Here is a 21,074-nt window from a genome sequence, read left to right as displayed (position 1 = left end):
ACGCGCGTCGGGTCAGGGGCACGAGAGGGCCTTTCTCCGCGGGAGAGAGGTCGGCCGCGTTAACGCTAACAATGCTCTCCAGCTTGGCGTTCGCATAGCTGGCTGTCAATCGATTCGCAGCGTTAACGCGGCCGGCCCGCCCGCCGGATGACGGCGGTCTCCGCGACCACGACGGCGATCAGCAGCGCGGCCATCAGCGCGGATCCGGCCAGCAGCGGCAGCCGGTGGGCCAGCAGCCCCAGCGCCACCAGCGCCACCAGCCCGGCCGGCCGGTGCCAGGACACCCGGTGATGCACGGCCGCCGCGAGCAGGATCCAGCCGATCAGGAACAGCGCCGGGCCGCTGAGCGTCACCAGGAACGCGGCCGGGTCGCGGGACAACGGCTCGGCGATCATCACCTTCGCGCCGACGGCGGCGGCCACCACGCCCGCCACCATCAGCAGGTGCAGGTAGCCGGCCAGCAGGCCCAGCCGGCTGCCGGCCGGCCCGAGCGCGTCGATCGCCGTACCCAGCCGCATGCCGCCCGGCACCAGGTAGAGCGCGCCGATGCTGACCGCGTTGACGAACACCAGCGCGAACGCGACCGTCCGGTAGCTGTCGAAGCCCGTGGCGCTGTAGACGATCCCGGCGGACAGGATCAGCTCACCCAGCGCGATGATGTAGATCTGCTGGTAGCGCTCGGCCAGGTGCTCGCCGACGATCTGGAGGTCGCTCCAGGTCGCGCGGCCCAGGCCGGGCGTCGGCCAGCGCAGCCGGGCCAGCGCGAGATCCAGCACGACCGCCGCGGTCCAGAGCGCCATCTGTGCCGGACCGGCGAGCGCGCCGGTCACCCAGAGCACCCCGGAGACCGCGAACCAGATCGCCACCCGCAGGCTCCGCAGCCGCAGCGGATGCCCGCGCAGCGCCGGCAGCAGGAGGGCGGGCCGGCCGAGGTGGATCGCCACGTACGCACCGGCGAACACGAGCGCGTGCCCGGTGTACGCGGTGGGCGCCGAGGCCGCCATGAGCAGGCCGCCGAACATCACCCAGATGAGCAGCGCGACGATCACCGGGGAGCGCGGATCGAACCAGTCCGTCGACCACGCGGTCACGAACCACACCCACCAGATCGGCGCCAGCAGCAGGGCGGTCCGGAACGCCCCGCCGAGGCTGAGATCGTGCTCCAGCGTCAGGGACAGCCGGTTCAGCGCGAGGAGGAACGCCAGGTCGAAGAAGAGTTCCAGGAACGACGCCCGGCGGGAGGCCTCACGTGGCCGCAGCAGATGTCCTCGCAGCCCACTCGCCATCCGGTCCCTTCCGTACGCGCCGCCGCCGACACCAGTCGTACCAGCCGGTGCGGCGCTCGCGCGGGCGAACGCGGCAGGGGCGGGCCGATCGTCGTCACGGCCCGCCCCTCGGTGGTCAGCGGTTGCGGTAGTGGTTCACGGCAAGGGTCACCCCGCACGCCAGCGCCAGGGCGCCGAAGGCCGAACCGGCCCACGGGTTGTCCAGGACGTTCGACAGCGTCACGTTGGCGCCCACGCTGACGATGAGCACCAGCCAGAGCAGCGGGCGCATCCGGGTGACCGGCGTCGGGGCTGCGGTGGTCTCGGCGGTACGGTCCAGGTCGTTCACGGCTGCCTCCTCGGGTGATCTCCTCTGCGACCCACGCTAGGCGCAGGGCCGGCCGGGAACGATCCCGCCAGCACGACGACCGGGGTACAGCAGGCTGTACTTTCCGCGTCCGGCCCTGACGGACGGCGACAGCGGTGACCTATCGTGGCGGCCGGGGGTGGGCCGGGGATGGAGTACGTGCGCAGGCGGTTCCGCGCCGCGGTGGACGCGCTGGAGCACCTCGTCGGCGGGCTCGGCACCGCCGTGCTGGCGCTCGGCGCGCTGTTCGGCCTGGTCGTCGTGGCGGCGGCCTGCGTCGGCGGGGTCGGGCTGCTGCTCGTACCCGGGATGCTGCGGGCGGTGCGGTCGGTGGCAGACCGCGAGCGTGCCCGGCTGTCCCGGTGGGGGTCGCCGATCCCGTCGCCCGGCCCGGCGCCGGAGGCCCTGCGCCCCGCCCTGCGCGATCCGGTCGTGCGGCGGGAACTGCGCTGGATCGCCGCTCACGGAACACTCGGCTTCGGCGCCGGGCTGATCGCGCTCGCGCTGCCGATCTACGCCGTGCAGGACATGACGTTCCCGCTGTGGTACCGGCTGGTGCCACCGGACGCGGGCGCGCCCGGGATCGGGTGGTGGCGCATCGACGGGCTCGGCGACGCGCTCGCGGTCGGCGTCCTCGGAGTCGGGTGGCTGGTCCTCGCGGTCGCGTCCGGCCCGGCGCTGGCGCGGCTCCAGGCCGGGCCGGGCCGCCGGCTGCTGCCCCCGCCGCCCGGGGTCGACCTGTCGCTGCGGGTCGCCGAACTCACCGCCACCCGGGCCGCCGCGCTCGACGCCCACGCGGTCGAGCTGCGCCGGATCGAACGCTCGCTGCACGACGGCACGCAGAACCGGCTGGTCGCGGTGAACGTGCTGCTCGGCGCCGCGCGGCGGGCGGTACGCCGCGATCCGGCCCGCGCCGACGAGATCCTGGAACGCGCGCAGAACGCGGCCGAGCAGGCGCTCGGTGAGCTGCGGACGGTGGTGCGCGGCATCCTGCCGCCGGTGCTCGGTGACCGGGGCCTGGCCGGTGCGCTCGCCGGACTCGCCGCGGAGTGCGCGGTGCCGTGCCGCCTGCGGGTCGACGTCGGCGTGCGCTGCGCGGCGGCGGTCGAGGCCACCGCGTACTTCGTGGTGGCCGAGGCGCTGACGAACGTGGTCCGGCACAGCGGCGCGAGCGCCGTGGACGTCTCCGTGTGCCGGGAGGGGGACCGGTTGCTCGTGACAGTCACCGACGACGGGCGCGGGGACGCCGACGAGACGCGCGGCTCCGGGCTGACCGGCATCCGCCGCCGGGTCGGGGCGTACGACGGGCGGATGACGCTCACGAGTCCACCGGGAGGACCGACGAGGATGCACGTGGAGCTGCCATGCGGATCGTGATCGCCGAGGACGACGCGCTGCTGCGCGAAGGGCTGGCGCTGCTGCTGCGCGCCGAGGACCTGGACGTGGTCGCCACCGCCGGCACGCCGGGGGAGTTCCTGACCGCTGTGGACGAGCACCGGCCGGACGTGGCGATCGTCGACGTGCGGATGCCGCCCACCCACACCGACGAGGGCATCGTCGCCGCGGTCGAGGCCCGCCGCCGCCGGCCGGGCCTCGCGGTGCTGGTCCTGTCCGCGTACGTCGAGCAGGCGTTCGCCACCGAGCTGTTCTCGGTCGGCGCGTCCGGGCTCGGCTACCTGCTCAAGGAGCGGGTGGGCCGGGTCGAGGAGTTCCTCGCCGCGCTGCACCGCGTCGCGGCCGGCGGCAGCGTGATCGACCCCGAGGTGGTCGGGCAGCTGCTCGCCCGCAACCGGCGGCCGGACACCGCGCTGGCCGAGCTGTCGCCGCGTGAGCACGAGGTGCTGGCGCTGATGGCCGAAGGGCTGGGCAACAGCGCGATCGCGGAACGGATGTTCGTCACCGAGGGCGCGGTGCACAAGCACATCCGCAACATCTTCGCGAAGCTGGGCCTGCCGCCGGACGACCGCGCCGACCGCCGGGTCACCGCCGTGCTGCGCTATCTCGACGGCCGGCGGTAGGCCCATGCGCGCAGGCGCGCCGCCTCGCGGGGAGGCGGCGCGCGTGCGGTGTCGACCCGGATCAGCGGCCGGTGCCGCACAGGATCGCGTCGACGGTGCTGCTGACCGCATCCATCATCTCCAGGCCGGTCGGCAGCGCGGTCACCGCGACCACGGCGCTGCGCCCGTCCGTGGTGGACAGGTTGCGCGTCTCGAAGCCCTGGATGTCGCCGCCGTGCCCCCAGGCGTGACCGCCGCAGGGCAGCTCGTGCCGGGCGATGCCCAGGCCGTACTCCCAGACACCGGTGGGCTCGAAATCGGGCGCCGGCACGGTACGCGTCATGGCCGCCTGCTGGGCCGGCTCGAGCAGCTTGCCCGCCAGCAGCGCCTCGAAGAACGTGCGCAGGTCCGACGGGGTCGAGACGAGCTGGCCGGCGGCCCAGCCCAGCGACGGGTCCATCCGGGTCACGTCGACCCACGGCGCGCCCGGCTCCACCGCCACGTATCCGCGCGGCAGCCGGCCGGGCAGGTCCTGCTCGCCGGTCTGCGGCCAGTACGTGTCGCGCAGCCGCAGCGGCTCGATGATCCGCCGGGTGATCTCCTCGCCGACCGGGCGCTGGGTGACCCGCTCGACGATCAGCCCGGCCAGGACGAAGTTGGTGTTGCTGTACTCCCACTTCTCGCCCGGCGGGAAGTGCCGCGACTGGGTGAGCGCCTCGTCCACCAGCCGGCGCGGGTCGAAGTAGTCGCTGCGCCGGTCCACCAGGTCCTGCGCCTTGCTGAACACCACGTCGTCGTAGTCGGGCAGGCCGCTGGTCTGCTGCAGCAACTGGCGTACGGTGATCCGCCGCCCGTCGTTGCCGTTGGCACGCACCACGCCGGGCAGGTAGCGCTCCACCGGGGCGTCGAGGTCGAGGCGGCCCTCGCCGACGAGCTGGAGGACGACCACGGCGGTGAACGTCTTGGTGTTGCTGCCGGCGCGCACCCGGGCGTCGCGCGGGATCGCGGCGCCGGTGCGCAGGTCACCGACCCCGGCGGTGTAGTCGCGCACCCGGCCGTCGCGGCGTACGGAGGCCAGCGCCCCGGGGAAGCCGTGCTCGGCGACCAGGCCGTCCAGCCGCTGCTGGACGGCGTCGGCGGCCGGACGCCGGGCGTCGGTGGTCGTGGCGGACGCGGCGGGCACACCCAGCGCGGCGACGGTCAGCAGGGCCGTGGCGCCGACGGCGACCGGGAAGGTACGGCGAATCATGGGAACTCCTCGACGGAGGTGAACGGGTACGGCCTCAAGCCTCGGAGAATCGGGCGCCACGCTCCATACCGCCTGCTGCCCGAAGCGGGGTAGCGCTGGCACTACTTGATGGCACCGGTGCCGCCGGTTAGGCTCCGCGCAGCGTCGCGTGCCGGTGGCAGACCGTGTCAGGCATGGAGGCGCCGGATCGAAGGGAGCACGACGATGACACTCGTCGTCCCTTCGCCCTCGCCACATGGCTGAGGGCGGACAGACCAGGCTGGTGGCCTGGAGCCGGGAGATGCGCGCCGTCCACGAGCGGCTGCGCGAGGCGCTGGAGGTGACCCGGCGGGCGCTCGCCGACGGTGAACCGGCCCGCCCGGCGACGCGTGACCTGCTGTTGTACTGCCACGGGTTCTGCGCGGCGCTGACCGCGCATCACGAGGGCGAGGACCGCAGCCTCTTCCCGGCGATCGCGGCGCGGCACCCCGAGCTGCGCGCCACGCTGGACCGGCTGCGGCAGGACCACTCGATGATCGGGTACCTGCTGACCGGGCTGGGCGCGGCCGTGGCCCGGGACGCCCCGCCGGGCGAGCTGGCCCGGCACCTGGAGGGCGTGGCGGCGATCATGAAGTCGCACTTCCGGTACGAGGAACGGCAGCTTCTGACGGTGCTGGAGACGCTCTCGCTGGACGACGACCCGGGCGACGTGTTCGGGCCGCTGTGACAGCGGTCGCGGCCCGGCGGGATACGCCCGCCGGGCCGCGACCGGGCCGGATCAGTTCAGGCCGCAGGTGGCGAGCGCGTCCAGGTCGGGCCGCTGCGCGCCGACCCGGTTGAACGCGATCTCGATGCGGTCGAGCGCCGCGACGCGCTTGCTGCGCAGCGGGCCGAGGATGGCGTTGTCGATGAACGCCGGGCCGCCCTCGGGGCGTACCGCGAGCCGGGCGAGGCGGGCGTCGGCCTCGGCGATCTGCTTGTCGAGCGTGGCCAGTTCGGCCCGCACCTGGGCGGCGGCCGCCGCCGGGACGGCGGGCAGGTCGACCCGGGGGCAGTCGACGGTCCGGGCCGCGCCGCCGGTGTTGCCGTTCTGGCCTCCCGCGTTGCCGTTGCCGTTCTGCCCGTTGCCGTTCTGGCCGCTGCCGCCCTGGGCGCCGCCGTTGACGGCGCTCGGCACGCCCGGGGCGTTGAGCGAGCAGGTGGCGAGCGCGTCCAGGTCCGGGCGCTGCGCGCCGATCCGGTTGAACGCGATCTCGATCCGGTCGAGCACGGCGGTCCGCTTGCTGCGCAGCGGGCCGAGGATCGCGTTGTCGACGAAGTTCGGGCCGCCCTCGGGACGTACCGCTAGCCGGGCGAGCCGTTCGTTCTGCCGGGCGATCTCCTGGTCCAGGTTGGCCAGTTCCCGTTCCACCTGGGCCGCGGCCGCCGCGGGTACGGCCGGCAGCTTGTCGCGTACGGTCGGGCAGTTCACGGTCTGCGCGGCGGCGGTGGTGGCCGGGCGGCCGTTCTCGCCCGCCGACGCCAGTTGCAGCCCACCGGCGAACAACAGCGCCGCGAGGGCGCCCACCCCGCCGACCTTCAGGACCGCGGTCTTGCGCGTACCCCTGGCCATGCACCTCTCCTCTGGTTGACCGGGAGACCCGGCGCGGCGGCTGCCGCCCCGTCTCCGCGGTGCGAAGTGACGACTGGAGGAATCTGCTCGTGCCCGCTCCGGCATCGCGGTTCCGGCCGATGTTCCGGTCGGCAGTGGATACGGGCGGCGCGTCGACATCGTTCAGCGCGGACCGAGGTTTGACCGCATCGACGCCCATCGTTAGGCTGCGCTGAAAGCGCTTACTGTGCGGGAGACGTGAGCGTTCGGCATGGCACTGGCGTCCGGGTATCAAGGCCCACCCCCGACACCGACCGGGCATCGGTGGCGGCGTGGGCACGGCACCACCACCCGCAGGAGACCAGCATGATCAACCGACACCGCCGTACGGTGTTGTGGACGTCCGCCGCGGCGACGGCCGCGCTCGCCGCGTCCGGCCTGGCCGTCGGCGCGACCGCCGCCCAGGCTGCCGCCGGCTGCCGCGTCGACTACGCCGTCACCGCACAGTGGGGCGGCGGATTCACCGCCAACGTCAACCTGACGAACCTCGGCGACCCGCTCGACGGCTGGGCCGTCACCTGGACCTTCGGCGCCGGGCAGAGCGTCACCCAGGCCTGGGGCGCCGAGATCACCGCCAGCGGCGCCTCGGTGCGGGCCGCCAACGTCAGCTACAACGGCAGCCTGGGCACCAACGCGAGCACGTCGTTCGGCTTCAACGGCACCTGGAACAACAGCAGCAACCCGGTCCCGTCCACGTTCGCGGTCAACGGCGTCACCTGCACCGGCGGCGTCACCCCCACCACCGGCACGCCGCCGACCAGCGCCCCGCCGTCTCCCACCACGCCGCCCCCGAGCACCCCGCCCCCGAGCACGCCTCCGCCCAGCACGCCGCCGCCGACCGTCGGCGCGATCTACGCCGCGCCGAACGGCACCGCCGGGGCGGCCGGCACCCAGGCCAGCCCCACCACGATCGCCGCGGCGATCACCCGGGTCGGCGCGGGGGGCACGATCTACCTGCGCGGCGGCACGTACAACCTGTCCCAGACGGTCACCGTCGCCGCCGGCAACAACGGCACGTCGAGCGCCCGCAAGAACCTGTACGCCTACCCGGGCGAGACGCCGATCCTGAACTTCTCGGCGATGAGCGAGGACCCGGCCAACCGCGGACTGGCGCTGAACGCCTCGTACTGGCACGTGCGCGGGCTCGTGGTGGAACGGGCCGGTGACAACGGCATCTTCGTCGGTGGCAGCAACAACATCATCGAGCGCACGGTGACCCGCTTCAACCGCGACACGGGGCTGCAACTGTCCCGGATCGCCTCCAGCACGCCGCGCGACCAGTGGCCGGCGAACAACCTCATGGTCAGCGTGGAGTCGCACGACAACGCCGACTCCGACGGCGAGGACGCCGACGGCTTCGCGGCCAAGCTCACCGTCGGCGGCGGCAACGTCTTCCGGTACGCGGTGTCGCACCACAACATCGACGACGGCTGGGATCTCTACACCAAGTCCGACACCGGCGCGATCGGCACGGTGACCATCGAGGACTCGCTCGCGTACAGCAACGGCACGCTGAGCAACGGCACGCAGAACGGCAACGGCGACCGCAACGGCTTCAAGCTCGGCGGCGAGGACATCGCGGTCAACCACACCGTCCGGCGCACCATCGCGTACCGCAACGGCAAGCACGGGTTCACCTACAACCGCAACCCGGGCACCATGACGATCTCGAACAACCTGAGCATCGACAACACCGAACGCAACTTCTCGTTCGACGCCGGCACCTCGGTCTTCCGGAGCAACACCTCCTGCCGCTTCGCCGGCAGCGGCTCCAACGACAAGACGGTCGGCAACGTGGACGGCTCGAACCAGTTCTGGTCCGGCGCCAACGGTTCCCGCTGCGCCACGTACTCCGGCGCCCTGGCCTGGTCCTTCACCACCGACGGCCGCCTCACGGTGACCCTCGGCGGCCGCCCAGTCTCCCTCTAGCCCTCCCCGGCCCTCTAACCCCCCGCCCTCACCCGGTCGATCATGAAGTTGGCGGCCGAATCGGAGATCGACAACGGCGTCAACTTCATGATCGGCGGGGTCGTGGGGGTGGGGTGGGACTAGGATCGCGGGCAGGGGCGGCTAGGTGGGGGAGCGTAGCGGGTGGGGTCGTCGCAGCTGCTCGTGGTGCTCGACCGGGACAGCCCGGTGCCGTTGCAGCAGCAGCTCAGCGACCAGATCAGCGGCTCCGTCCGCGCCGGCCGGCTGCGCCCCGGCGACCCGGTGCCGCCCAGCCGGGAGCTGGCCCACCAGCTCGGCGTCTCCCGCACCGTGGTCACCCGCGCGTACGAGCTGCTGCGCGCCAACGGCGTCCTCACCTCCCGGCGCGGCTCCGGCACCCGGGTCAGCGACGCCCTGCCCGACCTGCCGCACCGCGACCCGCCGGGCCGCACCCCGCTGCACCCGGAACCGCCGCTGCCGACCGACGCCGGCAGCCCGCTGTGGCGGCCGTGGGAGCCGGCACCCATGCACCGGCCGGACGGGGCGTACGACTTCCGGCACGGCACCCCGGCGCTGGCGAGCTTCCCGGTGGCGCGCTGGCGGCAGTCGCTCGCCACGGCGGTGAGCCGCGCCGACGCGGTGGCGCTGGGCTACGGCCCGGCCGAGGGCTCCCCGGCGCTGCGCGCCCAGATCGCCGCGCTGCTGCGGCGCAGCCGGGCACTCGACGTGGCCCGCGAGCACACCATCGTCACCAGCGGCGCCACCCAGGCCATGGACATCCTGGTCCGGCTGCTCGTCGGCCCGGACGACGTGGTGGTGATCGAGGACCCCAGCCACACCGTGCTGCGGCAGATCTTCGGCTACTCCCGGGCCGCCGTGGTGCCGGTGCCGGTCGACGAGGAGGGGCTGCGGGTCGGCGAGATCGAGGACCGGGTACGCGGCCACGGCCTGGACCCGGCCCGGGTCCGGCTGGTGTACGTCACGCCGTCGCACCAGTTCCCGACCGGGTTCGTCATGTCCGAGCGGCGGCGGCGGGCGCTGCTGCGCTGGGCGCGCGAGCACGCCGTCACCGTGCTGGAGGACGACTACCACAACGAGTTCACCTTCGCCGCCGAGCGGCTGCCGTCGCTGGCGGCCGACCCGCAGGGCGCGGACGTCGCGTACGTGGGCAGCTTCAGCAAGACGCTGTTCCCGTCGCTGCGCATCGGCTACGCGGTGCTGCCCCCGCACCTGGTCCGGCCGTTCCTCGGCATCAAGTGGATCACCGACCGGCTGACCCCGACGCTGACCCAGGAGGCGCTCGCCGAGTTCGTCGACTCCGGCGCGTACGCCCGGCACATCGCCCGGATGGACCGCCTCTACCGGCAGCGGCGGGCCCGGCTGCTGGAGGCGCTCTACGAGCACTTCGGCGCCGGGGTACGCGTGTCCGGCGCCGCCGCCGGGCTGCACGTGCTGGTCACGCTCGGCGGCGTGCCCGGAGCCGGCGAGGCGGCGATCGTGCGCGCCGCCGCCGCGCGCGGCGTCCGGGTCTATCCCGCCTCCGGCTACTTCGTCACCCACCCGCCGTCGGAGCCGACGTTCCTGATCGGGTACGCGGCGCTGCCCACCGCCCGGATCAGCGAGGGAGTGGCGCTGCTGGCCGGCGCGGCACGGGACGCGACGGCTCGGTGAACCGGGGCCGGCGGAACCGGTCCCGCTGGGCGTACGGCACCGTGCAGTCGAACACCGCCTTCGCGGTGCGCCCGTCGGCGGACAGCGACCGGGAGTAGCCGGTGTGCTGGCTCGGGTCCAGCGGGAATCCCTCCCGGTCGGCCAGGACCCGCAGATCCTGGTCGGCCTGGAACCGGGTCACCATGGCCCACCACAGGTCCTGGTCGGACTCCACGTCGACGTCCTCGTCCACGCAGAGCACCAGCTTGGCCATCCGGAAGCCGTCCAGCACCGCCTCCGCCGCGTCCCGTACCGTGTCGTCGTCCGCCGGGCCGCGCTTGGCCGGCCACTGGAGCACCACCATGAGCTGGCCGCCGCCGGCGGTGTGGCAGTGCGCGGCCGGCGCCGGCGTGCCCCGGCGGCGCAGCAGGTCCAGCACCGCGGCCTCCATCCCGAAGCCGAGCAGCACCGACTGCTCGTGCCCGGGTCCGGAGACGGCCTGGAGGATCGGGCTCTCCCGCGCGGTGATCGCGGTGACGCGGATCAGCGGCAGCGACGGGTGCGCGCGGCCCTGGTAGCCGAGGAACTCCGGGGTGGCCACCGCGCCGTGCCGGCTCTCCGGCGCGTGCTCGGCCAGCAGCTCGCCCTCGATGACGTACTCGGCGTGCGCGACGAACTCGGCGTCCACCGTGGCGCAGGGCAGCAGCTCGACCGGCCGGCCGGCGAGCGCCCCGGCCACCGCCAGCTCGTCCAGGTCCGGCGGCACCAGCGAGGTGGGGCAGCAGGAGGACAGCAGCACCGCCGGGCCGAGTCCGAGGTGGATCGCCACCGGCAGCGCCGCGCCCCGGCGCAACGCGGCCTGGTGGGCCAGTTCCAGGTCGCGGCCGGGGACCATCCAGATGGTCAGCGTGTCCGGGCCCTGGACGCACATCCGGTGCACGGACAGGTTGCGTACCCCGGTGTCCGGGTCGGTGGCGAGCACCGCACCGAGCGTCAGGTAGGGGCCGGCGTCCTCGTCGGTGAGCACCGGCACCGGCAGCGCGGTGAGGTCCAGCGGCAGCCGGTGCCGGGGCCAGCGCGCCGGGTCGGCGGCGGGCACCGGCGGCCGGGGCGCGGCCACCGCGTCGAGCAGCCGGTGCGGCAGCTCGGCCGGGGTGACACCGAGCAGTCCGGCGGCGCGGCGCCGGGTGCCGTAGAGGCCCATCAGCACGGCCCGGGTGGGGCCGTGCTCGGGGCGTACCCGGTCGAACAGCACCGCCGGGCCGGGCCCGGTGGGTGGCGCGGCGGGCGCGCCGGCCCAGCGGGCGTAGTGCGCCGAGACGCCGTAGCGGGCGGGCAGCTCCTCGGCGACGCGGACCAGCTCGCCGGGCAGCGGGTCGAGCGTGGCGAGCGCGTGCCGCAGGTCGACCGGCGCCCGGCGGCCGGTCATCGCCGCTCCGGTGCCGCCGGTGCGGCCGGCGCCGCCCCGGCCGCACGGCGGTCCACCAGCATGTCCAGCTGCATCCGGGTCAGCTCCTCGATCAGCGTGCGGTACGTGGCCACCGCGACCTCCGGCGGCATGCCGTGCCGGCCGGCCAGCTCGGCGACCCGGTCGAGCACCTGCCGGACCCGGTCCGGCGACCGCACGGCCGCCTCGTCGGACTTGTGCGCGGTCAGTTCCCGGACCACCCGGGTACGGACCGCCAGCAACTCGACGATCCGCTGGTCGAGCCGGTCCACGGCGGCCCGCAGCTCGGTGATGCGGGCCGCACCGTCGGTCCCGGCGCCGGGCGCGTCGCTCACGGCTGGCCGGTCCGGTCGACCACGAACACGACGGTGGGCTCGTCCGCGCTGCCCTGCGAGCGGTGCTCCTCGTCGTCGGGGATGACGAAGCCCATGCCGGGGCGGCAGGGCACCGAGCGGTCCCGGAAGTGGATGGTGAACTCGCCCCGCAGCACGTAGCCGGTGTGCCCGCGCAGGCACCAGTGGTGCTCGTCGAACCCGGCGGGCAGCTCCAGCAGGCGCAGCCGCTGCCCCCCGACGTACGCGATCTTGACCCGGCCCTCGGCGCCGGGCTTGTCCCACTTCTCCCACTCGGCGGCGGGGAAGTCGATGCCGACCGGGACGGTCGCCTGCTCAGTGGACATTCTCGGTGTCTCCTCTGGTCGGTAGGGATTCGGCGCGGCGGGGCCGCGGCACGCGTTCGTTGCGGTCCCGCGAGGGCAGCACCGGGCCGCCGGCGACCCGCTGGTGGCGTTTGAGCAGCTGCACCATGTCGACCATGCGGTGCACCATGCGTTCCAGCGCGTCGACGCCCTCGGGGTCGGTCAGGCCGGGCGTGCCGGTGGTGTTGCGCAGCAGGACCGGGAAACCGCTGCCCACCAGGATCATGCGGTTGAGCAGCAGATTGTTGACGATCTGGTTGTGCACCGACGAGTCGCTGTAGCGGCGGCCGGTGACGATGATGCCGCCGACCTTGTCGGCCAGCGGGCGGGTGAAGCGCAGGTAGCCGACCCCGGCCCGCTCGATGAAGATCTGCATCAGGTGGGCCAGGCCGAACCCGTGCACCGGCGCCGCGTAGATCAGCCCGTCGGCACTGACCATCTGCTCCACCAGGGCGGGGACGTCGTCGTCCACTGTGCACGGCAGCGTACGGCTGTTGCAGTCGCCGCACGGGCTGCACGGCGAGATCCGGTGCTCGCGCAGCCGGATGGTGCGCAGGACGGCCCCGCGCTCGGCGATCAGGCGTCCGGCGTGCGCGACCGCGAGGTCGGTGTTGCCGCCCGCCCGTTCGGAACCGTTGATGGCCAGGATGGTGGCTGCTTCGCTGGGCAATCGCACCCCCGAGGGCTCGTCGGCCGGGACGCGGCGCCGCACCGCGCCGCGTCCCGCCCGGTGTCAGTCCGTCAGCTTTCCGGCGAAGTAGTCGATGTACGCCTGCATGTCGAAGTGGCCGTGCCCGGACAGGGAGAACAGGATCGCCTTCTCCTCGCCGGTCTCCCGGCAGCGCAGCGCCTCGTCCACGGCGACCCGTACCGCGTGGCTGGACTCCGGCGCCGGCACGATCCCCTCGCTGCGGGCGAACCGCACGCCCGCCTCGAAGCAGGCGGTCTGCGGCACGGCCCGCGCCTCGATCAGGTCCACCTCGCGCAGCGCGCTCACGATCGGCGCCATGCCGTGGTAGCGCAGCCCGCCGGCGTGGATCGCGGGCGGCCGGAAGTCGTGGCCGAGCGTGTGCATCTTGGCCAGCGGGGTGAGTCCGGCCGTGTCGCCGAAGTCGTAGTCGTAGCTGCCCCGGGTCAGCGACGGGCAGGACGCCGGCTCGGCGGCCACGAACCGCACCGTGGGACCGCCGTCGAGCTGGCGGCGCAGGAACGGCAGGGCCAGGCCGGCGAAGTTGGAGCCGCCGCCGGCCGCGCCGACCACCACGTCCGGGTAGTCGCCGGCCAGCCCCATCTGCGCCAGCGCCTCCTGGCCGATGATCGTCTGGTGCATGAGCACGAGGTTCAGCACCGAGCCGAGTGCGTACCGGGCGGCGCCGCCGCTGTGCAGCGCGGCCTCCACCGCCTCGGAGATGGCCAGGCCGAGGCTGCCGGTGGAGTCCGGGTCGGTGGCCAGCACCGCCCGGCCGGCCTCGGTGCGGTCGCTGGGACTGGCGGTGACCGAGGCGCCGAACGTCTCCATCAGGCCCCGCCGGTACGGCTTCTGGTCGTAGCTGACCCGCACCATGAAGACCTCGCACTCGAGGTCGAAGTACGCGCACGCCATCGACAGCGAGCTGCCCCACTGGCCGGCGCCGGTCTCGGTGGTCAGCCGCCGTACGCCGTCGAGCTTGCTGTAGTACGCCTGCGGGACGGCGGTGTTCGGCTTGTGGCTGCCGGCGGGGCTGACCCCCTCGTACTTGAAGTAGATCCGCGCCGGGGTGTCCAGGTCGCGTTCCAGCCGGCGGGCCCGGATCAGCGGGCTGGGCCGCCACTGCCGGTAGATGTCGAGCACCGGGCCGGGGATGTCCACGTCCCGTTCGGTGGAGAACTCCTGCGCGATCAGCTCGGACGCGAACAGCGGCGCCAGGTCGGCCGGGGTGATCGGCTCCCGGGTGCCGGGGTGCAGCATCGGCGGCAGCCCCTTGGGCAGGTCGGGAACCACGTTGTACCAGGTCGTCGGGATGTCGCTCTCGGGCAGGACGAACTTCGTGGCGGTCATGGGCCTCTTCCGGTGAGGGGTCGGGCGGTCAGGGACGGGCGGGGGCCGGCGCGGCGGACTCCGGCACCGGCCGGGCCTCGGGCCGGATCCGCAGCGCGGCGAACGCGAGGACGCCGGCCAGCGGGGTCAGCAGCAGCAGGAGCAGCACGGGCCGGTGCCCGTGCGCCTGCCAGACGAAGCCCAGCCCCATCGGCACCACCAGCCGGGCGGAGCTGAGCACGAAACCGTTGAGCGCCATGAAGGCGCTGACCCGGCGTGGTTCGACGTGGTCGGCGATGTAGGTGGGCACCACCACCGAGGCGATGATCTCGCCGAGCGTCCAGACGACGGTGGACAGCAGCACGGCGGGCAGCGAGAACGCGAACACCAGCACCGCCATCCCGGCCGACCAGAGCAGGCCGGCGACGACGAGCAGCGTGCGCGTCGGGTACGCCTCGATCCGCTTCTCGATCAACATGCCGGCGCCCACCACGACGATGCTGTTGATGGTGTAGACCGCGCCGACCACCGCCACCGACGAGTTCAGCACCCCGGTGACCGCCAGCGGCAGCGTGTACTCCAGCCCGATCAGCGGCGCCACGTAGCAGAACGAGAGCACCACCAGCACCGCGACGTCCAGGTCGCGCCGCAGCGCCGCCCGGCGCAGCCCGGCCTTCGCCGGTGTCCCGGCCGCGTCGCGGCGGGTGTCGGCGGGCACGCTGAGCCGGATGGTGAGCGCCGCGAGCAGCCCGAGCAGGATGTTCCCGGCGAACATCAGGCCGTACGAGTACGCCGCGGCCAGGCCGCCCAGCAGCGGCCCGACGCCCATGCCGAGGTTGTTGGCGATGTAGCTGACGGTGTATGCGAACGGCCGCTGCTCGGGCTCGGCGAGGTCGGCGATCAGCGTGTTGGCCGCGGGCGCGAACATGCCCATGCCGACCAGCGCGACGAACAGCAGCGCCGCGTACGTCCACGGCGGGCCGTCCAGCACCGCCAGCCCCAGGTATCCGGCCGCGTTGAGCAGCAGGCTGGACACCAGCGCGGCCCGCCGCCCGGCGCGGGCGCAGACCGGGCCGCTGAGCAGGCTCCCGGCGAGCAGGCCGGTGCTGCCGACCGAGATCAGCACACCCGCCTCGCCGGTGCTCAACCCTCGGCTGCGCACCAGGTAGACCGCGAGCAGCGGGAAGACGAACATGCCCGCGCGGTTGATGAACGAGGCGAGCACCAGCATCCGCAGCGGGCGGGGCAGCGCCCGGAACCGGCTCAGCCACATGACGCCTCCCCGGCCGGCTCGGTACGCACCCGGAAGGCGTCCCGGATGGTCTTGAACCGGGCGCGTACGTCGTCGAAGTCCCGGCCCTCGCAGACGTACCAGCCCAGCACGTCGTTGGAGGCGGTCGGCGGGGCGAGCACGTCGCCGACGCCCTTCCACACGTCGGCGTCGAGGACCGAGTCCAGTGCCCGCAGCTCGTCGGCGGTGGTGATCGCGGTGATCCGGCCGTACCGGTCGGAGCAGAGGTATTCGGTGCCGGTCTCCGCGCCCAGCGCGGCGGCGGGCCGGTGCCCGGGGTCCAGTTCCAGCCGGCACCACTCGCCGGCCAGGTTGATGCCGCGCCCGGCCTCGATGGCCGGGACGATCGACCCGCCGCCGGCCCGGGCCGCCGCCTCGCCGAAGATCACCTCGCCGTCGTCGCGGAGGAAGAACTCGACGTGCGCGACACCGGTACGCATGCCGAAGCCGCGCAGAAGGCCCGCGTTGGCGGTCAGGATGCGCCGCTCCGCGGGGGTCAGGTCGTGCTTGCGGGAGATCGTGCCGCCGGGCTCGTCGCGGAACTCCAGCACCGAGTACGTGTAGCGGGAGAGCTGCTCGAAGACCACCTCGCCGTCGCGCAGCAGCGAGTCGACGTGGTACTCCGCGCCGCGGACGTACTCCTCGACCCGGTAGTCGTGGCGCGCGTCGGCCACCAGCGGCCACACCCGGGCCAGGTCGTCGGCCGAGTCCACCCGGTGGGTGTCGCCGCAGGCCCAGCCGGCGTACGGCTTGACCACGACCGGCCAGCCCACCTCGGCGGCGAACTCGGCGACCGCGCCGATGGTGTCCGGGCGGCAGGAGCGGGCCACCGGCACGCCCAGCTCGACGGCGCGGCGGTGCATCACGTTCTTGTCCCGGAAGGCGAGCGCCTGCTCCGGGTCCAGGCCGGGGATGCCGTGGTCGCGCCGGCACCGCGCGGCGGTCAGCACGTCGCCCTCGAACAGCGGGAAGATCCGCTCGATCGGACGGTCGGCGACGATCGCCGCGACCGCCGCCCGGACCGCGTCCGGGTCGTCCAGGTCGGCCCGGTGGCAGGACAGCCCGGCGGTCTCCGGCGCCGGCTGGCCGGTGGGCAGCAGCACCACGCTGTCCACACCGAGGTCGGTGGCGGCGGCGACCACGCTGCGGAACTGGGCGGCGTAGCGACCGGCCGCGGGCCGGTAGACGATCAGGATCGCGCGGTTCACGAGCGGCCTCCCGGGGTGCCGGCGGGGCTGAGCGGCGCCTCGACGGCGAACACGGCGTCACGGGTGTCCCGGTCCAGCACCGCCCGGTGGCGGGGCGCGATGGTCAGCTCGCCGAGCACGGCGCCGAGCCGGTCCAGCGCCGCCTCCACCTCCGCCCGGCCGCCCGGATGAGCCGCCTCGACGGTGAGCAGCAGCCGCCGCCGGCCCAGGTCGGTACGGACCAGGTGGCCCTGGCGCCAGTTCCAGCGCCGGGAGTGGGCCCGCCCGTGGTCGTCGGCGTAGACGATCTCGCCCGGTTCGGGCCGCTCCGGCGCGTCGGGCGCGCCCAGCGGCAGGTACGTCTCGGTGCCGTCGGCCGGCCGGACGGCGAGCGCGGCGATGCCGTCCACCGCGCACGAGGCGACCGGCAGCGCCGAGTCCAGCGAGACGGCGTTGCAGAGGTCCACGAGCGCGTTGATCCGGGGCAGCCGGTCGCCCCGGGCCACCCGCCGGGCGATCGACTCGGCGGCGCACGGGAACCGGTTCGGGTTCACCGCCACCGCCCGGTACGCCGCCCGCCAGCCGGCGACGCCTGGCAGCTCGGAGACCCCGGCCTTGTCCAGGCCGGCCCGGTGCAGCGCGTCCTCGGCGGCGGTGAGCCGGTCCGCCACGGCCGGGTGGGCCGGCCCGACCTCGATCGCCGGCACGGCGAGCAGGCCGAGGACGTAGTCCGGCACGCTCGCCGCCACCCGGTCGTCGATCCGGACGGACAGCCGGCCGGCGCCGTCGCTGAGCTGGGTCATCGTCATCCCCGTCGGTTCGGTTCACACGGTCGCCCCGACCGTACGAAGCGGCGCCGCCACCGGTTGTGGCCAATCCCCGCCGATCCGGTGAGGCCAATCCGGGGCTGTGGGCCGCTTCGCCGTGCCGGCCGCATCAGGCCACCCCGGCCGGCCGGCGGTCCCGGAATGCGGCGGCGTCCCCGGCGACCACCCGTCCGCCCAGCAGGACCATCTCGATCGCCTCCGGCCGACCCAGCACGGTGATGTCCCGCGCCGGGTCGCCGTCGGTGACCACCAGGTCGGCCAGCCGGCCCGGCTGCACCGTCCCGGCCTCGTCGCCGCGCCCGGCCAGCCGCGCGCCGTTGGCGGTGGCCCAGGTCAGCACCGTCGGCGCGGGGATGCCGGCCATGCTCACGTACGTCTCCAGCTCCTCGGCGTACCGGCCGTGCGGGGTCCAGGCGAAGCCGAAGTCGTCACCGGCCACGATCGGGATGCCCATCTCCACCATCAGCGGCAGGATCCGCAGGGTGTTCTCCACCTCGGCCCGGAACTCCAGCGTCTCCAGGTATTCCGGGGTCTTGCCGTGCGCGGTGCCGGTGGTCAGCAGCCGGTGCGGCTGGTGCAGGCTGGGCACCACGAAGATGCCGCGCTCGGCGATCGCCTCCAGCGCCGCGTCGTCGGCGTACGTGGCGTGGTCGATCACGTCCACCCCGGCGGCGATCGCGTTGCGGATGCCGCCCAGCCCGCGCGAGTGCGCCCGGATCCGTACCCCCCGCTCGTGAGCGGCGCGGGCCGCGACCACCAGCTCCTCGGCGGTGAACAGCAGCTCGTGCGAGCGGCCGTTGGGGAAAGTGTCGTCGCCGGTGGAGAACACCTTGATGATCTCGGCGCCCTGGGCGACCTCGGTGTCGACGTACTCGACCAGCTCCTCCGGGGTGTCGGCCAGCCGCATCAGGTCGGTGGGGATGCGCTGCTTGACCGCCGGACTGCGCCGCTGCGGCGGCCCGGAGACCATCAGGTCCCGGCTGCACGGCGTGATCCGCGGCCCGGGCAGCCGCCCGGCGTCGATCGCCCGGCGCAGCGCCATGTCGATGCCGGCCACCGAGCCGGCGCCGACGAACGCGGTGTAGCCCAGCCGGAGCATGGCGGCCGCGTTCGCCGCCGCGCCCAGCGTCACCTCCGGGATCGAGTACTTGAACAGCGTCTCCCGGCCGTCGAGCACGTCGAGGTAGGCGATGTGGGTGTGGCCGAGCGTCATGCCCGGCATCACCGTCCGCCCGTCCAGGTCGAGCACGTCGACGTCCGGGTCGTGCAGCGGGGCCTGCGCCTCGGGCAGCACCGCGACGATCCGATCCCCGTCGAGCAGCACGCTGTGGTGCGGCCGGGACGCCGCCCCCAGCCCTTCCTGGACGGTGGCGCGGTGCAGCAACGTTCGTCGGGACACGACTGTCACTCCGGTTCTCCTCGAAGGTGCGGGCGGCGGTGGCCGAAGATCAGCCAGACGATCTCCGCGCCGGGGCGGCGGACCACCCAGCGCAGCGCGTGCCGGCGTACCCCCGGGGCATTCGTCACCGCGAGGTCGGCGGCCCCGGCGGCGAGCAGCTCGGCGGCGTGCTGGGTGGACTCGGCGTCGAGCCACCGCATCGGACGGTCGCGCAGCGCGGGCGGGGCGAGGTCGGCGAAGATCCGCCGGACCTCCCAGAGCGCGGCGACGGTCACCTCCCCGTCGCCGCGGGGCGCGTCCCGCTCCCGCGCCGCGATGCCGTACTCCGGGGTGGCCTGGGCGAAGTAGGCGTCCAGGCGCAGGTCGCGGTGCCAGTGGAAGCGGGTGGCGCCCTGGTAGGCGCTCGGCACCAACGCCTGGTCCACGCGTCGTTCCACGAGCGCGCCGAGCACCTCCTCGAACGTGTCGCACAGCTCGATGCGCAGCCCGTGCCGCTCGGCCAGGAACGCGGCGGTCAGGTGGCTGGACGTGCCGGCCGGGCCCAGCGTCGCCACCGCCGTGCCGGGGTGGCCCGCCCACCGGTCCACCACCGTCCGCCACCGCCGCCCGTACGCCCCGGCGAGCGGACCGGGCAGCGCGGGCACCGGCTCGGCGGCTGTGGTGTCGGGTGTCGCCGTGGTGTCAGGTGTCGTAGCCACGCCTGCCCGCCATCCGCCGGGCCGCCCGGGTCTCGTGGTCGTCGGCGACCCGCCGGTCCACGATCCGCGCGGCCTTCCAGCTCACGAACGCGCCGGTGCTGACGATCGGGTCCAGCCCGTCGCTCAGCTCGACCTCCACCGGCACGCCGAGCGCGGCGGCGGCCCGGCGGCGCACCCCGTCGGCCACCGCGGCCGGATCGTCGACCAGGTCCTTGAGCAGCTCCAGCCGGACGGTGAGCCGGTCGCCGCCGGCCGGGTCGCTGTCGATCACCACCTGGTAGCCGGCCGAGCCGGTGACGCCGGTGAGCACCGCGCTCTCGATCTGCCCCGCGGTACGGCGCTGCCCGCCCAGGTCGATGCGGTCGAGCGTCCGCCCGACGATCCGCACCAGGTCGCCGGGCATCTCGCAGTCGCAGTCCGGCGCACCGACCACCACCGCGTCGCCGGTGCGGTAGCGGATCAGCGGCTTCACGCCGTCGACCAGCATGGTCACGGTCAGCTCGCCGGTGCCGCGCGGGCCGTGCGACGCACCGGTCTCCGGGTCGACCACCTCGATCAGGTAGTTGGTCTGGGACAGGTGCATCCGCTTGTTGCGGCAGGCGGTGGCGATCACGAACGCCTCCTGCGAGCCGTACAGGATGTTGTAGACGTCGGCGCCCCAGACCGACTCCAGGTTGCGCGCCAGCGCCGGCGTGCACATCTCGCCGGTGACGAACAGCAGCTTGACCGCGAAGTCCTCGCGCAGCCGGTAGCCGTGGTGCTCGGCGGCCTTGGCCAGCATCAGCGCCACGCCCGGCGTACAGCAGATCACCTCCAGTTCCAGGTCCCGCATGAGCTGGAGGGCCTTGGCGAACCCGATCACCGGCGAGTACGGCCAGATCTTGGCGTTCATCGCGCCGGTGTTGCGGGCCACGTCGCCGAGCGTGTCGCCGAACGAGTGCACCTCGGTCGGGCCCATCAGCCCGACCCGGGGCGCGTGGTCGCCGAAGTGGTGGCGGAAGATCGACGCCCAGGACTCGGTGACGTGCGCGTTGCTGGCCACCACCTCGCGGCCGTCGCGGGGACACGGCGTGGCGGGCCCGGTCGTGCCGGTGGTCTCGTAGAAGAAGACGGCCTCGGCCAGCGGCCGGCTGAGCACGTCGAGCATCTCGTCGCGCAGGTGCGCCTTCGTGGTGAAGGGCAGCTGGTCGAGCGTGGCCGGGGTGATCGTGGTCAGGTCGATCCCGGCGAGGTGCCGGGCGTAGAACGGCGAGCCGGTGCCGACCTGGTCGAGCACCCGGCGCAGTTGCCGGTCCCGCCAGTCACCGAGCTGTGCGTCGGTGAGCGTGCGGTCGTAGAACGCGCGGTGCAGGCGCAGGTAGTCGGCGGCGAAGCCGGCCGCCGGGCCGGTGGTGGGAAGCCACATGGATCGGGGTCCTCTCGGT

General features: G+C 74.1%; 20 protein-coding genes. 5 read left to right on the top strand and 15 right to left on the bottom strand.

The genetic code is table 11. The annotated features are described in order from the left end of the window. Positions 1–122 precede the first annotated feature (122 nt). Both V6U82_RS09985 and V6U82_RS09980 read right to left on the bottom strand, forming a co-directional pair. Positions 123–1,286 (bottom strand): low temperature requirement protein A, encoded by a 1,164-nt coding sequence (locus V6U82_RS09985; protein ID WP_334460648.1) that lies wholly within the window; start codon positions 1,284–1,286, stop codon positions 123–125. Positions 1,287–1,401: 115 nt separating this feature from the next. Next, entirely contained in the window at positions 1,402–1,614 is a 213-nt protein-coding gene (locus V6U82_RS09980; RefSeq protein WP_334460646.1) for a hypothetical protein, read from the bottom strand. A 168-nt stretch (positions 1,615–1,782) separates the two neighbouring features. Here V6U82_RS09980 and V6U82_RS09975 point away from each other — a divergent pair, with 168 nt between their 5' ends. Together V6U82_RS09975 and V6U82_RS09970 are read left to right on the top strand one after the other, a co-directional pair. Further along, positions 1,783–3,009 carry a sensor histidine kinase gene (locus V6U82_RS09975; protein ID WP_334460645.1) on the top strand — a complete coding sequence of 409 codons (1,227 nt, stop codon included), beginning with the start codon at positions 1,783–1,785 and terminating at the stop codon, positions 3,007–3,009. Beyond that, positions 2,997–3,650 carry a response regulator transcription factor gene (locus tag V6U82_RS09970; RefSeq protein ID WP_334460644.1) on the top strand — a complete coding sequence of 218 codons (654 nt, stop codon included), beginning with the start codon at positions 2,997–2,999 and terminating at the stop codon, positions 3,648–3,650. The genes V6U82_RS09975 and V6U82_RS09970 overlap by 13 nt, the downstream gene beginning before the upstream one ends. Positions 3,651–3,711: 61 nt before the next feature. Here V6U82_RS09970 and V6U82_RS09965 read toward each other — a convergent pair whose 3' ends face one another. Beyond that, positions 3,712–4,878 (bottom strand): serine hydrolase domain-containing protein, encoded by a 1,167-nt coding sequence (locus V6U82_RS09965; RefSeq protein ID WP_128138623.1) that lies wholly within the window; start codon positions 4,876–4,878, stop codon positions 3,712–3,714. A 235-nt stretch (positions 4,879–5,113) separates the two neighbouring features. Here V6U82_RS09965 and V6U82_RS09960 point away from each other — a divergent pair, with 235 nt between their 5' ends. After that, positions 5,114–5,584, top strand: a complete 471-nt coding sequence (locus V6U82_RS09960; RefSeq protein ID WP_334460642.1) for a hemerythrin domain-containing protein — start codon at positions 5,114–5,116, stop codon at positions 5,582–5,584. Between the two features lie 51 nt (positions 5,585–5,635). Here the strand turns inward: V6U82_RS09960 and V6U82_RS09955 are convergent, their stop codons facing one another. Then, positions 5,636–6,469, bottom strand: coding sequence for a hypothetical protein (locus V6U82_RS09955; RefSeq protein ID WP_334460640.1), 834 nt, complete (start codon positions 6,467–6,469; stop codon positions 5,636–5,638). Positions 6,470–6,814: 345 nt separating this feature from the next. On the opposite strand from V6U82_RS09955, the gene V6U82_RS09950 reads away from it, so the two are divergent. Together V6U82_RS09950 and pdxR are read left to right on the top strand one after the other, a co-directional pair. Continuing rightward, positions 6,815–8,437, top strand: coding sequence for a cellulose-binding domain-containing protein (locus V6U82_RS09950; protein WP_334460638.1), 1,623 nt, complete (start codon positions 6,815–6,817; stop codon positions 8,435–8,437). 162 nt (positions 8,438–8,599) lie between these two features. Further along, a complete protein-coding gene (gene pdxR / locus V6U82_RS09945; protein ID WP_334460636.1) occupies positions 8,600–10,108 on the top strand; it encodes a MocR-like pyridoxine biosynthesis transcription factor PdxR in 1,509 nt (502 codons plus the stop codon). On the opposite strand, the gene V6U82_RS09940 is transcribed toward pdxR, so the two are convergent. The 11 genes from V6U82_RS09940 to V6U82_RS09890 all read right to left on the bottom strand — a co-directional run bounded on the left by V6U82_RS09940 (position 10,053) and on the right by V6U82_RS09890 (position 21,055). Then, complete coding sequence (locus V6U82_RS09940; RefSeq protein ID WP_334460635.1) at positions 10,053–11,516, bottom strand: UbiD family decarboxylase; 1,464 nt, start codon at positions 11,514–11,516, stop codon at positions 10,053–10,055. The genes pdxR and V6U82_RS09940 overlap by 56 nt on opposite strands. Further along, positions 11,513–11,869: a chorismate mutase gene (locus tag V6U82_RS09935; RefSeq protein ID WP_334460634.1), complete on the bottom strand. Its 357-nt coding sequence runs from the start codon at positions 11,867–11,869 to the stop codon at positions 11,513–11,515. The genes V6U82_RS09940 and V6U82_RS09935 overlap by 4 nt, the downstream gene beginning before the upstream one ends. Next, complete coding sequence (locus V6U82_RS09930) at positions 11,866–12,213, bottom strand: cupin domain-containing protein (RefSeq protein WP_128137331.1); 348 nt, start codon at positions 12,211–12,213, stop codon at positions 11,866–11,868. The genes V6U82_RS09935 and V6U82_RS09930 overlap by 4 nt, the downstream gene beginning before the upstream one ends. Continuing rightward, on the bottom strand, positions 12,203–12,907 hold the full coding sequence (locus tag V6U82_RS09925) for a flavodoxin family protein (RefSeq protein WP_258544894.1): 705 nt from the start codon (positions 12,905–12,907) through the stop codon (positions 12,203–12,205). Before V6U82_RS09925 ends, V6U82_RS09930 begins: the two co-directional genes overlap by 11 nt. A gap of 57 nt (positions 12,908–12,964) precedes the next feature. After that, the gene (locus tag V6U82_RS09920; protein ID WP_128137333.1) at positions 12,965–14,269 is read right to left on the bottom strand and encodes a TrpB-like pyridoxal phosphate-dependent enzyme; all 1,305 of its coding nucleotides are present in this window, start codon (positions 14,267–14,269) and stop codon (positions 12,965–12,967) included. A 28-nt stretch (positions 14,270–14,297) separates the two neighbouring features. Continuing rightward, positions 14,298–15,521, bottom strand: coding sequence for an MFS transporter (locus V6U82_RS09915; protein ID WP_334460632.1), 1,224 nt, complete (start codon positions 15,519–15,521; stop codon positions 14,298–14,300). Further along, positions 15,512–16,747 (bottom strand): ATP-grasp domain-containing protein, encoded by a 1,236-nt coding sequence (locus tag V6U82_RS09910; protein WP_128137335.1) that lies wholly within the window; start codon positions 16,745–16,747, stop codon positions 15,512–15,514. The genes V6U82_RS09915 and V6U82_RS09910 overlap by 10 nt, the downstream gene beginning before the upstream one ends. Continuing rightward, a complete protein-coding gene (locus V6U82_RS09905) occupies positions 16,744–17,529 on the bottom strand; it encodes a B3/B4 domain-containing protein (protein WP_334460629.1) in 786 nt (261 codons plus the stop codon). Before V6U82_RS09905 ends, V6U82_RS09910 begins: the two co-directional genes overlap by 4 nt. Positions 17,530–17,662: 133 nt before the next feature. After that, positions 17,663–18,961 (bottom strand): amidohydrolase family protein, encoded by a 1,299-nt coding sequence (locus V6U82_RS09900; RefSeq protein ID WP_334460627.1) that lies wholly within the window; start codon positions 18,959–18,961, stop codon positions 17,663–17,665. Further along, on the bottom strand, positions 18,958–19,650 hold the full coding sequence (locus tag V6U82_RS09895) for a prephenate dehydratase (protein WP_334460625.1): 693 nt from the start codon (positions 19,648–19,650) through the stop codon (positions 18,958–18,960). Before V6U82_RS09895 ends, V6U82_RS09900 begins: the two co-directional genes overlap by 4 nt. Next, positions 19,634–21,055, bottom strand: coding sequence for a phenylacetate--CoA ligase family protein (locus tag V6U82_RS09890; protein WP_334460623.1), 1,422 nt, complete (start codon positions 21,053–21,055; stop codon positions 19,634–19,636). Before V6U82_RS09890 ends, V6U82_RS09895 begins: the two co-directional genes overlap by 17 nt. Positions 21,056–21,074 lie beyond the last annotated feature (19 nt).

Source organism: Micromonospora sp. CPCC 205554, assembly GCF_036902745.1.
Taxonomy (GTDB): Bacteria; Actinomycetota; Actinomycetes; order Mycobacteriales; family Micromonosporaceae; genus Micromonospora; species Micromonospora tulbaghiae.
This window is presented reverse-complemented; position numbering and strand designations above follow the sequence as displayed.

What these genes read in the sequence shown, in the direction of transcription:
- V6U82_RS09890 (WP_334460623.1), bottom strand. Translation starts at nt 21,055, where the DNA reads ATGTGGCTTCCCACCACCGGCCCGGCGGCCGGCTTCGCCGCCGACTAC.
- V6U82_RS09965 (WP_128138623.1), bottom strand. Translation starts at nt 4,878, where the DNA reads ATGATTCGCCGTACCTTCCCGGTCGCCGTCGGCGCCACGGCCCTGCTG.
- V6U82_RS09940 (WP_334460635.1), bottom strand. Translation starts at nt 11,516, where the DNA reads ATGACCGGCCGCCGGGCGCCGGTCGACCTGCGGCACGCGCTCGCCACG.
- V6U82_RS09950 (WP_334460638.1), top strand. Translation starts at nt 6,815, where the DNA reads ATGATCAACCGACACCGCCGTACGGTGTTGTGGACGTCCGCCGCGGCG.
- V6U82_RS09955 (WP_334460640.1), bottom strand. Translation starts at nt 6,469, where the DNA reads ATGGCCAGGGGTACGCGCAAGACCGCGGTCCTGAAGGTCGGCGGGGTG.
- V6U82_RS09920 (WP_128137333.1), bottom strand. Translation starts at nt 14,269, where the DNA reads ATGACCGCCACGAAGTTCGTCCTGCCCGAGAGCGACATCCCGACGACC.
- V6U82_RS09960 (WP_334460642.1), top strand. Translation starts at nt 5,114, where the DNA reads ATGGCTGAGGGCGGACAGACCAGGCTGGTGGCCTGGAGCCGGGAGATG.
- V6U82_RS09975 (WP_334460645.1), top strand. Translation starts at nt 1,783, where the DNA reads ATGGAGTACGTGCGCAGGCGGTTCCGCGCCGCGGTGGACGCGCTGGAG.
- V6U82_RS09915 (WP_334460632.1), bottom strand. Translation starts at nt 15,521, where the DNA reads ATGTGGCTGAGCCGGTTCCGGGCGCTGCCCCGCCCGCTGCGGATGCTG.
- V6U82_RS09970 (WP_334460644.1), top strand. Translation starts at nt 2,997, where the DNA reads ATGCGGATCGTGATCGCCGAGGACGACGCGCTGCTGCGCGAAGGGCTG.
- V6U82_RS09985 (WP_334460648.1), bottom strand. Translation starts at nt 1,286, where the DNA reads ATGGCGAGTGGGCTGCGAGGACATCTGCTGCGGCCACGTGAGGCCTCC.
- V6U82_RS09930 (WP_128137331.1), bottom strand. Translation starts at nt 12,213, where the DNA reads ATGTCCACTGAGCAGGCGACCGTCCCGGTCGGCATCGACTTCCCCGCC.
- V6U82_RS09905 (WP_334460629.1), bottom strand. Translation starts at nt 17,529, where the DNA reads ATGACCCAGCTCAGCGACGGCGCCGGCCGGCTGTCCGTCCGGATCGAC.